This window comes from Pseudarthrobacter sp. rb (assembly GCF_056389225.1).
Map to the genome: position 1 here is coordinate 1 of NZ_JBWJAR010000020.1, position 11,799 is coordinate 11,799.

Genomic DNA, 11,799 nt, shown 5'->3' on the forward strand with positions numbered 1-11,799 from the left:
GCCGCTTAAGACGCGGCAGGACAAGTAAGGAAGTGGGCAGATCTCATGGCCACCGGTGGGCAGTTCTACTGGCCGTCAGTGGGCACTTTCGTGGCCGCCTACGGGCAGTTTTTCATGGCCGCTTACACTGCTGCCGCTCCGATTCCTCAAAAGACGCCGTTCCATAGGTTCCGATTGCAACGCCCACTGTGGCAAGGGCTGCTCCTCCAGTAACCACCGTCGCTGCCGCTGCTGCCGCAACAGCGACGAACAAGTTGAACCCCGTTACACCCGCTGCCGAATACGTTCCCGCGTGACGAGACCTGTTGGGTCGGTGCTGTTGATTGGGTTGCAGGCAGCGTAAGAGTAGCGGTTTGTTCTTGTCCGGAGGGGTTGGGTTGGGTGAAGCGTCCGCGGTAGGGGTTGTAGCAGCGGGCACCGAATTTGATGCGGTTGCCGGTGGTGTCGTTGTTTCCGCCGGCCTATTGCCACGGGATGGTACCGGCTTGGGTTCCGGTGCTGGTGGTGGTCAGTCCCCAGGAGTCGTAGGCGTATACGGCCTCTTTCGCCTGGCTGCTGTCGGTGAGAAGGGTGAGTACTCAGCCATTGCCGATTACGCCCGACATGGGCGGATCCGGCACGGTAGCTACCTGGATATGGCTGACAAGGCGTACCTCGCGTGGCAGGCAGATACTCGGGCAGGAAAGTCGTCCATCCTCATCGGCGCCGACAATGAAACGGTCGGCTTGCTCAAGGAACGGGCGCAGGCGGACCGGGTTGCCCAGGGTGAAGTGGATCCCGAGCACACATTGCTTCTCAGCGATGGCCTACGAGCCGGTTCCGGTGACACGGTCATCGCCCGCGGAAATAACCGAAAGCTAGTCGACACTGACGGTAATTTCGTGAGCAATGGCACGCTGTTCGACGTCCAACAGATTATTCGTCGCGACGGCTCGCTGCTGGCTCGACGGCGGGACACCGGCGCGAGTGTCATACTCCCCGGAGCGTACCTGGAGTCATCGGTCGAGCTGGGCTATGCCACAACCGGAAGGCCACAGCCAAAGCCCATCCAGCTGCTGAATTTCCTGGGACTGCTGGTGCTGGGCTTGATTATTTTCACGTTCAACGCCATCTACCCGATCTCGGGCCTGGGCCTGTTCCTGCTTCCCGTCATTCCACTGGTCCGGTTGGCCCTTGGACCCGCGCAGGCGGCGCCGCCACTGCGCGGCTGATGATCGCATGCTGGGCCCGCGGAGTCCCCAGTCCGTCACTAAAGCCGCAGTTTGGTAACGGGGCGGTTTCCAGGCCTGGTGCCCTTGCCGCCCCGGAGCGATGGGCGGACACTTGACCTACCGAGTTATGCAGTCAGCCCAACGGTAGCCACCCAGAGCCGGGGCACCATGACCAACGCTGACCATAACCCAGCATCCATCCTTCCGCTCGTGCATCACGCGCTTCTTCAGACAGTCCCGTCATGAGCCCGGCCCAGATGGTGGCGCTGATCTTCGTTGTAGCCTTCGTGTGGATCGGCCTGACCCTGATTGTTCTCCTGACGCTGCGCCACCGCAGGAAAGGGTCCTCAGCGGTCGCCACGGCTCCCCCGTCCCCGGGGCTCACCAGCTATCGGCCACACAAGCCATGGCGACGGGTCCCGCCCGTAACAGGGCACAACCCGGTGCCGCGCCGCCGACTGAGGCCCCAGAGAATCCCCCGTCCGCACCAGCATTAGGAAGCAAGCATGGATACCGGGACCATCCTCAGCTACACGGCCGGCTACATTGCCGCAATGGGCGGGGTGTTCCTCCTCTACCTGCCGGTCATCGTTTTGCTCGTCGCACTGCTGATCTCTGGCGGGGTTCTGCAATTGCTGCTGCTGCCGTTCATCGCCCTGGTCAAAAGGCTCCGACACCAGCCCGCACCGGACATGGACGCCTCCTGGTTCCTTGACCGCAGGAGGTAGCCGACCCCTTCCTGAAACAAGCGAGCCCAACCTGTGGCCCATGCCATCCAGGCGGATACAAGGGGCATTTACCGGTACACAGGCGGCACCGGTTGTGGAATTACGCGGCCATGGGACTTCCCGAGGACCCGGACAGACCAATGGAGCGCCACCGTGCCCTGGCGCACGACTCCGATGAGGCGGAACGGCAACAGGCATACAGGCGCCGGCTGATTGAGTTCGTCCAGACCGCCCAGGCCCGCGACATCCATCCCCTGCCCCTGGAGACCTACAGCGGCCACCGGAGGTACCGCACTTCGGTCTTCGGCTGGGTCCTGTTTCCCGACAAAGGCCTGGCTGTCGGAACTGACGCGGAACTGTACCGGCTGCATCTGGAGGGCGGATTGACCCACGGTAAAGTGCCTGTTCGTGAGGAATGGATCCGCAGCTCCTACTGGCTCGGCTGGTCCTCCAGATGGGTCCCGCTAAACGAGCCTTGCAAGCACTGGGAACCCCCGAAAACATACGGAAACCGGGCGGTTCGAGGGCGGTAAGACTTGGTCCGCAGCCCAGAATGTGGACATTGTCCACACTCTTTTCTTTAGCTCTCACGGTAGGCTGTTCAGTCTGACGGAACGCCCGCTATTGGTCTCTGCAAATGTGATTAAGGGGGGACAACCCCTTGACAGCCCCTCCGGTAGGGCTGGCCTCACGGCCGAAGCACCTCTATTACGGTTCAGCGGCCTCAGATCTTCTGCTGCTCCACACGCCTGAACAGATAGATTCCGGCGACATGCCCCTTGGTGACCACGCCCTATCCAGTTGCCAGCACACGCTTAGTAGAAGTGGACCCGGTTTCCACGAAGACATAACCAGCGTGCTCAAGGTGCCAGCCAGGGGCTTCGATCTGACCCAGGGTCACAGCACTCGAAGCAGCCTGGACTGTGCGGTTCTCGGACGACCCGAACGAAGAGTGTGAGCCGGCCAGCAAACTTACTTCCATCTCCAGGAGGCTGCCCAGCACATGCACACCATAAGTCGGGCAGAAAGATCCCAAAGGCTAGGCACCGCAATGATGCCGTGCCGTGCGTAGTGTTAGCCAGGTCTGGTCCTGGGGCACCCGGGAATACCCTCCCGGCCGCAGCTTTTGGCCCATTCGGCACGGCCATACGGGTGGGAGAGAGGCTCGTGAGGAGGTAGCGGCGCGGAGTGAGGCGCAGATTCCAGCGGCCTGAGCCGGGGAGGGAACCCTCTCCGATTTCAGGCAGTTTGGGCGGCTCCCGGAAGCGTCGCCTTTGGCCCAACCGTGACCGCATCCGCAGACTTCAGCTTCAGCTTGAGCGACTCCACCAGGACGTCCAAGGGCTGGGTGATGTCGCCCAGCACATGGGCCTCGTCCGCTTCCAGCTCCTCCAGCGCGGCGAACTGGGAGTCGAGCAGCGTGCGCGGCATGAACTCATGGGAACGGGCGTCCATCCTGGCGCCGATAGTGTCGGGAGTGCCAACCAAATGGATGAAGACAACATCCGGGGCGTAGCTGCGCAACAAGTCCCTGTACCGGCGCTTCAGTGCCGAACAGGCCACAATCGGCGGGACTCCCGCGCCGCTGGCGTCCTTCCCTGCAAGCAACTCCCCCACGCGGCCCAGCCATGGCTCCCGGTCCGTGTCCGTCAGCGGAACCCCAGCGGCCATCTTCTGCTTGTTGGCTGCGGGGTGGAAGTCGTCCCCGTCATAGAACGGCATCCCCAGTTGTTGGCCCAGCCAAGCCCCGACTGTGGACTTGCCGCACCCGGAAACGCCCATCACTACCAGTGGCGCCAGCTTCCCGCTCACTGGTCTCCCCCTGGTTCCCCGAAGCTGAGGAGGACTTTGCCGGAGGTTGTGGAGTCTTTGGCGATTTCGAAGGCGTACAACGCCTCCGCGAGGGGGTATTCGTGAGTGATGACGGGCTCGATGTGCAGGGACCTGTCGGCGAGGGCCGTGATCACGTCGTCGATCTCGTTGTTGAAGCGGAACGAGCCGAGCAGCTGCAGTTCGCGGGTGATCGCCAGCGAGATGGGCACCGGCTGCATGCCGGTAGGCAGCAGGCCGACCATGACTACGGTGCCGCCGCGCACCGCGCCGCGGATGGCCGAGGCCAGCCCGTGATGGTTGCCGGAGGATTCGATCACGACGTCGGCCTCCACGGCGGCGATGGCTTCGGTGTCCGCGGCGTTGATGACCTGGTCCGCGCCCACGGCCGTGGCGATTTCCAGCGGCTTGGGATGGAGGTCGACGGCGGTGATCCGGGCGGCGCCGGCGCGTTTGAGGACTGCGACGGTGAGGGCGCCGATGGGGCCGGAGCCGATGACCAGCGCGGTCTTGCCCTTGACGTCACCGGCGCGCGACACTGCGTGCCAGGCCACGGACGCGGGCTCGATAAGTGCCGCGGTGCGCAGGTCCACGCCCTTGGGCAGCGCCCGGAGCATCTGTACCGGCAGCGTCACGTACCGGCTGAACGCCCCGTCCGTGTGCGGGTAGCGGGCCGCGCTGCCCAGGTACGTGCAGCCAGGGGACAGGTTCGGCCGGCCCGCCGGGTATTTTGCCGCGCCTGGGCCCGGGGTGGCGGGGTGGACGGCGACTGCGGTCCCGGCCTCCGGGCCGGTACCGTTGGCCGCGGCCCGGACCACGGTCCCGGAGATTTCGTGGCCCAGGACGAGCGGGGCCTTCAGGATGGACTCCCCGGCCGCGCCGTGCAGCCAGTAGTGCAGGTCCGAGCCGCAGATGCCGCCGTACCGGACCTCCACTACCGCCTCATCCGGGGCGGGTTGGGGCAGCGGGACCTCGTCGATGCGCAGGTCGCCGGCCGCATGGGCCACCAGGGCCGGGCCGGTTGCCGGGAGTTCCTCGGTGATTGAAGCCATCAGACCACCACCGTCATTCCGCCATCGATGAAGATGGTCTGCCCGTTCACGAAGTTGGACCCGTCCGAGGCCAGCCACACCACGGGACCGGCCAGATCCTCCACGGTGCCCCAGCGGTGCGCGGGTGTCCTGCCCAGGATCCACGAGTTGAACTCCTCGTCATCCACCAGGTTCTGCGTCATTTCGGTGTGGATGTAGCCGGGAGCGACGGCGTTGATCTGCAGCCCTGAGGCGGCCCATTCTGCGGTCATGGCGCGGGTGAGATTGCGCAGTCCGCCTTTGGCAGCGATGTACGGGGCGATGGTGGGGCGGGCCAGGTCGGCCTGGACAGAGCAGATGTTGATGATCTTGCCGCGGCCCCGGGTGATCATGTGCCGGGCGGCTTCGCGGCCCACCAGGAAGGCGCTGGTGAGGTCCGTGGAGAGGACGCGTTCCCAGTCGGCCACATCGAGATCCAGCATGGGGACGCGGTGCTGGATCCCGGCATTGTTCACCAGGATCTCCAGCGGACCCACGTTCTCTTCGATCCAGCGGATGCTGCGGGCGGCGGCGCCGTCGTCGGTCACGTCGAAGGCAATGCTGTGGATCCGGCCCGGCGGAAAATCAGCCGCCATTGCCGCCGCGGCAGCCTTGAGCCGCTCCTCGCTGATGCCGTTCAGCACCACTGTTGCTCCGGCGTCGGCCAACGCCCGCGCAAGCGCCGAACCGATACCCCTGCTCGAACCCGTCACCAGGGCAACACGGCCCGTCAGGTCAAACAACGCGCTCATGCGAACGGCCCCTGCTGGACGAGGTTGGCGGGGGTTTCGCCGGCGGCGAGGGCCTCGAGCTGGCGCTTCAGGAGTTTGAGGATCCGTGGTTCGAAGGCTGAGGCATTACCGCCAATGTGAGGGGTGATGAGGGCGTTTTCCGCCGACCACAGCGGGTGGCCGGCGGGCAGCGGTTCGGGATCGACGACGTCGATGGCGCACTGCAGGCGGCCGGACGCCACTTCCCGGGTCAGGGCGTCCGTGTCCACCACGGCGCCGCGGCCCACATTCACCACGAGGGCGCCGTTTGGCAGGGCGGCCAGGACGTCCCGGCCCACCAGGTGGTGGGTCTTGTCGTTCAGCGGGAGGACCGAGACCAGGATGTCGTGGCCGGCGGCGAGCTCCACCAGTTCGTCCGGGCCGTGGACCTGTCCGTCCGCGTCCGTCCGGGCTGAGCTTCCCACCCGGGTCACGGTGACTTCGAAGGGCTCGAGACGGCGGGCAAGTTCCTTGCCGATGCCCCCGATGCCCAGCAGCAGGACCTTCCGGTCTGCCAGAGACTGGCGGCGCTGCGGCTTCCAGCTTTCAATCTGCTGGTCCTTGACGGCCTGGTCAATGCCGCGCAGCTTGGCCAGGATGAGCCCCACGGCCAGCTCCGCCGTGGCAGCTGCGTGGACGCCTGAGGCGTTTGCCACTGCGGCGCCCTGCCCGGCAGCCTCGCGGACGCCGTCGTACCCTGTTGACTGGGTCTGCACGAACTTAAGGTTCGGGACCTTGGCCAGCGAACCTATCACCGCCCCCGCGTCGATGTAGGGCAGGATGACGCCGTCGATGTCACCCAGCTCCTCCCCCGGTTCGTCCTTCATGTCCCACACCACGCCCCGCAGGCCTTCGGGGAGTGGTGAGAGGTCAGCCAGGAGCTGGGGCTCGGGGAAACTAACGGTTCGTACTAACTGCATCGTGAGGGCCTATCGGTTGGGCGGTGGAAAGGTAGTTCCCGGGTTTGGGCGTCGGGCGGCTTTAGTCGGAGTCCCCGCGACGGTCGAAGGTGAGGCCGCCGGGGACCTGGAAGGTGGGCATGAGTTCCAGCATGCCCACGTTGACGTGGCGCGGGGTTTCGATGGCGTAGTCCAGGGCGTTGACGATGTCGTCGGTGGTCAGCGACTCGTAGCCCTCGTAGTACGTTTGCCAGGCTTCTTCCATGGCCTCGGGGCTGCCGCCCATGTTGCGGCCAAAGATCTCGGTTTCCACGCGGCCGGGGCAGATTTCGGTGACGCGGATCCGCTTGCCCACGGTGTCGTTGCGGAGCTGCCGGGAAATTTGGTGCACTGCGGCCTTGGTGGCGTGGTAAACGGTGTGGCCGTAGAAGTTGTAGATGCCCGCGATGGAGCTGATGTTGACCACGTGGCCGAGGTCCCGTTCCACCATGCCGGGCAGGACCAGCCGGGTGAGCTGCAGGAGCCCGCGGAGGTTGACGTCGATGAGTTCGTCGATGTCCTGCTCGGAGGAATCCAGGATGTTGCCCGGCCTGGAGACGCCGGCGCAGTTGACTAGGACGTCCACTTTCAGGTCATTGACGACGGCGGTCAGGGCGGCGGTGTCGGTCAGGTCCACCACATGCGGGACTGCTCCGGTGCGGTCGGCAAGCTCGGTGAGGCGTTCCTCGTTGCGGGCCACCGCATGGACGGTGAGGCCGCGCTTGGCCAGCCGTTCGGCGATGGCGGCGCCCATGCCGGTGGAAGCTCCGGTGACGAGGGCGGTGGTGTAGTCGGAAAAAGGCATTGGTACTCCAAAGTGGTGGAATTCGGGCGGGCTCTTGTGTCCGGCAATGGGCTGGACGCAGGAGCCCCGGGTTGGCAGGGGTTAGGGATCGCGCAGCGGTTCGTGGGCGCGGTCCTTGGCTGTGGGAAAAGCGTTCATGATGTTCAGGATCCTGACGCTGGGCTGAGTTCATGCCAGCGCTGGCCGGCGCCGATGCCGAGGAGTCCGAAGACTGTGTTGATAGTGTTCCGGAGCCTGTCCAGTTCAAGGCAGGCGGCGCGGTGCATGGCTGTTGCCTCAGCAACGGTTGTCTTTCTGAAGGTGATGGTGTGTCCAGGTCTGGCTTGCGCCAGGACGTCCAGTGAGCGGCTCGTGACCACGGCCAGGACCGGGTAGCCCGCCGTCACGCCGCGTCCCCGGTGCAGCACCAGCAGTTCCTCGCGGGACGGGATCTCGATGGCCCCGACCGGAACACCGCGGGAGAGCACTTCGGACGTGAGCTGACGCTCAGGAAGGGCACCACCGAGCCGCAGCCCAATGTGGTTGCTGCGGGGGCTCACCGTGTACTGCGTGGTGAACAGCAGGTCCGCCGTGTCACCAAATTCCGCCACGTCCGGCCCGTCCGTGACATCGATGACCGGATTGGTGGTGAACTCGGGTTTGGTGAGGCCCAGCCGGAACAGCGGCAGGCCAAAGTGCGGCTGGGTGATGGGCGCTGTGGTCTTCCGGGTTTCCAGGCGGAAGCCCTCCACGAGCTTCAACCCGAAGCCCACCACAGTGTCAGGGGCGCAGCTACCCAGCAGGCTGGGGACCGTGAAGGATCCGTGGACGGCGATGTAGGCGCGCAGTCCGGTCCGGATTCCCCGAACGGCCACGACTTCGCCGGCCCGGACGGACACCGGCTCCCATTGCGGGCATTCGCGGCCGCCCACGGTGAGGTCCAGGGGCGCTCCGGTGACGGCGATCAGCAGGTCGGTGGTGGCACGCATCCGGAAGTCCAGCGCAGTGAGTTCGAATAACGGATCGTTGTCTTCGTTGCCGGCAAGGATGTTCGCGGCCTTGGCCGAGAATTGGTCCAGGGCCCCGTTAACCGGCAGCCCGAACGCCGGGCCTTTCGTCCGGCCGAGGTCGGTGACCACGGAGTGGCCAGGCTGCAGGATAATCAGCGAGCCGGTCATGGCCGGGCCTCCAGGAACTTCCCCGTGAAGTTTCCGAAGTCCTCCGCGGGAATGCGGTAGAAGCGCAGTTCGTCACCCGGAACATAGGGCACCAGGGGTTCGCGTGCCGCGTCCAGGACTGTTAAAGGGGTCTGTCCGATGACGCACCAGCCACCCGGAGCCACGGCGGGCGCGATCACTGCCTGGCGTCCGGCAACTGACACCGCACCTGCGGGAACGGACAGCCGTGGGTCCTTGAGCCTGGGCACGGGGACTGGGAAGTCGGGTCCGTCCATCATGGGAGATCCTGCCGGCGCGCCCAGGCAGCGGATGACGTAGGTTTTGGCCGTATGCCTGGCGATGACGTCCTCAACGTCCAGGCCCTGGTGTTCCGCGACGCGTTCCAGGTCGGGCCCGTAGTCCCCGCCGTACACCACGGGAACCTCGAAGCGGCGCGGTTCCCGCACTGTGGGGCCGGTGAAGTCCAGCTGGCGCATTCCCAGGAGGACGAACGCCCGGACCTGCCGGGCTGAGGTGACGTAGGGGTCGAATTCCACCAGGACCGAGTCGTAGGTGGGAACGGCGCCGTAAATGCCGTCGACGCCGGCCGTGGCCAGCCAGCCAGCCAGGGAGTGCACCGTGGCCCAGTTCGCTTCTGCATCACCGGAACGTGCCACCACCCGCAGGGCGGCGTCTCCGGATTCGAAAATAGCCAGCGCTGTCGGCGTTGTCGTTGCGGCCATCGTCAGGACACCTTCTGCTTTGCGGCGAGCACCTCTGCCAACGGGGCGATGGTGACGCCCGCGGCAATCAGTTCGCTGCGGATCAGGCGGGCCAGTTCGACGGCGCCAGGGTTGTCGCCGTGCAGCAGCACCGTGTCTGCCTGGATGGCGATGTCCCTGCCAGAGGCAGTCTCGATCAGTCCTTCACGTACCATCCGCACGGTGCGCTCGACGATGACGGTGGGGTCATGGATCACGGCGCCGGGCTGGCTGCGCGGCACCAGTGTGCCGTCATCCTGGTAGGCGCGGTCCGCGATGCCGACAATGGCTACCCGCAGGCCGCGCTCCGCGGCGGCGGTGGCGAGTTCACCATCCTGCGCAAGGATGATCAGGGCGGGATCCACGCGCACGGCGGCATCCGCTACGGCTCCCGCATAATCGGCGCGTGTCGCCACCAGGTTGCCCAGGCGGCCATGCGGGGCAAGGTGGGAGACGGAACCGCCGTGGTAGGCGGCAAACGCTGACAGGGCTCCCAGCTGGTAGATGACGTCGGTGCGGACCTCGTCAGCGGTGAGGTCCATGGCCCGGCGGCCGAAGCCGCGGAGGTCCGGGAAGCTCGGATGGGCGCCGATGCCAACTCCCGTCCGGACACATTCAGCCACCGTGGCGTCCATGATGTCGGGGTCCCCTGCGTGGAAGCCGCAGGCGATGTTGGCGCTGGACACGATCTCCAGCAGGGCTTTGTCGTCACCGATCGAGTAGGCTCCAAAACCTTCACCAAGATCCGCTACGAGATCGACTGTGGGCATTACGGGCCTTTCTCTGCCGGGTTCTGCGGGTGTAAATGAGTGTGGCATCGGAATTTGAGCTACACAAAGACGAATACGGTATCTCCCTATAGGGAACAGCTATGACCTTCGCCGGCGCTATTGGCCGCCGATCGCAAAAGATGTATGCGGCTTTTGTTTGGCAACTGCAAAAACGGTGCTGCTAAGAAACTCTTTCCCCGCCTATGCTAGAAACATATGCAGTCATCAAAATCGGCGATGGCTTGGCGGGGATAGAATGTCTTGGTCATTGGAAAGTCATCTGCAATTAACCTATGCCCGAGACTCGGATCACACAAAGACGTAATGCCTGTCCCGCCATAGCGCCAACGTATGACCCCGCATGCTGTGCCGTCCCCGCCGGAAAAGAGGAGCGCTATGGACACCCGGAAGCTGGCGTACTTCGTCAAGATCGTCGACTCAGGAAGCATCACCAAGGCGGCCGCCGCCCTCCACGTGGCCCAGCCCGCGCTGAGCCAGCAGGTGTCCGCCCTGGAAACGGAACTGAAGCAGCGGCTCCTGATCCGGAGCAAGCAGGGCGTGGAGCCCACGGCGGCCGGCCATACCCTGTACCGGCACGCGCAGACCATCCTGCGGCTGGTAGAGCAGGCCAGAATCGACGTTGCAGCCTCCGGCGCTGCCCCCTCAGGCCGCGTCTCCATTGCCATTGCGCCGTACAGCATGGCGTCCAGCCTTACCCCGCGGATCATCAGCGAGGTGGGCCGGCGCTACCCGGACATCGTCCTCCACGTCACCGAAATCTATGGCGGCGTGCTCAGCGAGGCCATCAAGAACGGGCGCCTGGACATGGCGCTCATCTACGAGCCCGGACCCATCCGTGGGGTGCACTTCACCACTTTGATCGTGGAGGACCTGTACCTGATCGTGAATGCCCGCCGGGAACTGCCGGTAGCTGGGGACGCCGACAGCATCACGCTCGAAGAGGTGGCCACGGTTGGGCTCTTCCTGCCCGAACAAATCCACACCCTGCGGCAGGTGGTGCAGGCAGGCATCGAAAACAAGGGCCTGGAGCTGAAGCTGGTGGGCGAAGTGGAATCGGTCCCGTCCCTCACCCGGCTGCTGCGCACGGACCTCGGGGCAACCATCCTGCCAAAGTCGGCCGCGGATGCCCTGTTCCACGAGGAGGACTTCCGGGTCCTGCGGATCGTCGAACCTGCACTGCAGTGCAAAATCGCACTGTGCACCCCGGACCATGAGCCCCTGTCCGAAGCCGGTTCAGCGGTCCTGCTGGTACTGAAGGAAATGCTCCAGGAAATGCTCCGCAGCAAATATCCGCCCATTCCCGGTCAGTGAACGGAGGGCATCATAAGGGCGGCTTATCAGGGCACTTTTGTTTTGTCTTATTCAGGGCTTAACGGACGTTCTAGGATAAAAGCCATAAAGGTCCGCTGAAACAGCGTTCACCTCGGCAATAATTTCCCGGAGCCCACCATGAAAAAGATCACCAGCCTGCGATACCGGAAAACAGCGGAAAGAAGAATCCAGCTCAAAGCAAGCACCGGTTCACACTGCCCCACCAACGGCTTCTGGCGGCCGGAGGATGGCCCGTCCGCGGAGCCGGTATTCGTGTTTGAGGGCAGCATGATGCCGCCGGGCAAAAACGGCTCCACCATGTGGTACCTGGACGACTCTCAGGTGGGTCCGCCCGCCTATCTCCTGCCCGGTATGAATTAAGCCAGTACCCGGCCGCACGGGGGCAGCAAGAGGCAAAGCCCGGAGTTCCGAAAGGAACCCGGGCCTC

At 64.8% G+C, this 11,799-nt stretch carries 13 protein-coding genes; 5 read left to right on the forward strand and 8 right to left on the reverse strand.

The window, feature by feature from the left end:
* The first annotated feature begins 635 nt into the window (after positions 1–635).
* The 3 genes from ACWRN3_RS19620 to ACWRN3_RS19630 all read left to right on the forward strand — a co-directional run bounded on the left by ACWRN3_RS19620 (position 636) and on the right by ACWRN3_RS19630 (position 2,472).
* Positions 636–1,211 (forward strand): hypothetical protein, encoded by a 576-nt coding sequence (locus ACWRN3_RS19620; RefSeq protein ID WP_476741650.1) that lies wholly within the window; start codon positions 636–638, stop codon positions 1,209–1,211.
* 506 nt (positions 1,212–1,717) lie between these two features.
* Complete coding sequence (locus ACWRN3_RS19625; protein ID WP_324645083.1) at positions 1,718–1,939, forward strand: hypothetical protein; 222 nt, start codon at positions 1,718–1,720, stop codon at positions 1,937–1,939.
* Between the two features lie 110 nt (positions 1,940–2,049).
* Complete coding sequence (locus ACWRN3_RS19630) at positions 2,050–2,472, forward strand: hypothetical protein (protein ID WP_255175423.1); 423 nt, start codon at positions 2,050–2,052, stop codon at positions 2,470–2,472.
* A gap of 706 nt (positions 2,473–3,178) precedes the next feature.
* Here the strand turns inward: ACWRN3_RS19630 and ACWRN3_RS19635 are convergent.
* From ACWRN3_RS19635 to ACWRN3_RS19670, 8 genes are all read right to left on the reverse strand, one after another.
* The gene (locus ACWRN3_RS19635) at positions 3,179–3,721 is read right to left on the reverse strand and encodes a gluconokinase (RefSeq protein ID WP_476741698.1); all 543 of its coding nucleotides are present in this window, start codon (positions 3,719–3,721) and stop codon (positions 3,179–3,181) included.
* A gap of 26 nt (positions 3,722–3,747) precedes the next feature.
* Positions 3,748–4,821, reverse strand: a complete 1,074-nt coding sequence (locus tag ACWRN3_RS19640) for an L-idonate 5-dehydrogenase (RefSeq protein ID WP_476741651.1) — start codon at positions 4,819–4,821, stop codon at positions 3,748–3,750.
* Positions 4,821–5,591 carry an SDR family oxidoreductase gene (locus tag ACWRN3_RS19645; RefSeq protein ID WP_255175420.1) on the reverse strand — a complete coding sequence of 257 codons (771 nt, stop codon included), beginning with the start codon at positions 5,589–5,591 and terminating at the stop codon, positions 4,821–4,823. Before ACWRN3_RS19645 ends, ACWRN3_RS19640 begins: the two co-directional genes overlap by 1 nt.
* A complete protein-coding gene (locus ACWRN3_RS19650; RefSeq protein WP_476741652.1) occupies positions 5,588–6,529 on the reverse strand; it encodes a 2-hydroxyacid dehydrogenase in 942 nt (313 codons plus the stop codon). The genes ACWRN3_RS19645 and ACWRN3_RS19650 overlap by 4 nt, the downstream gene beginning before the upstream one ends.
* Before the next feature lie 61 nt (positions 6,530–6,590).
* The gene (locus tag ACWRN3_RS19655; RefSeq protein WP_255175418.1) at positions 6,591–7,352 is read right to left on the reverse strand and encodes an SDR family oxidoreductase; all 762 of its coding nucleotides are present in this window, start codon (positions 7,350–7,352) and stop codon (positions 6,591–6,593) included.
* A gap of 143 nt (positions 7,353–7,495) precedes the next feature.
* On the reverse strand, positions 7,496–8,509 hold the full coding sequence (locus tag ACWRN3_RS19660; RefSeq protein WP_476741653.1) for a 5-oxoprolinase subunit C family protein: 1,014 nt from the start codon (positions 8,507–8,509) through the stop codon (positions 7,496–7,498).
* Positions 8,506–9,231 (reverse strand): 5-oxoprolinase subunit B family protein, encoded by a 726-nt coding sequence (locus tag ACWRN3_RS19665; RefSeq protein WP_476741654.1) that lies wholly within the window; start codon positions 9,229–9,231, stop codon positions 8,506–8,508. The genes ACWRN3_RS19660 and ACWRN3_RS19665 overlap by 4 nt, the downstream gene beginning before the upstream one ends.
* Before the next feature lie 2 nt (positions 9,232–9,233).
* On the reverse strand, positions 9,234–10,019 hold the full coding sequence (locus ACWRN3_RS19670; protein ID WP_476741655.1) for a LamB/YcsF family protein: 786 nt from the start codon (positions 10,017–10,019) through the stop codon (positions 9,234–9,236).
* A gap of 396 nt (positions 10,020–10,415) precedes the next feature.
* Here ACWRN3_RS19670 and nac point away from each other — a divergent pair, with 396 nt between their 5' ends.
* The gene (gene nac, locus ACWRN3_RS19675) at positions 10,416–11,351 is read left to right on the forward strand and encodes a nitrogen assimilation transcriptional regulator NAC (protein ID WP_476741656.1); all 936 of its coding nucleotides are present in this window, start codon (positions 10,416–10,418) and stop codon (positions 11,349–11,351) included.
* A gap of 138 nt (positions 11,352–11,489) precedes the next feature.
* On the forward strand, positions 11,490–11,732 hold the full coding sequence (locus ACWRN3_RS19680; protein WP_255175413.1) for a hypothetical protein: 243 nt from the start codon (positions 11,490–11,492) through the stop codon (positions 11,730–11,732).
* Positions 11,733–11,799 lie beyond the last annotated feature (67 nt).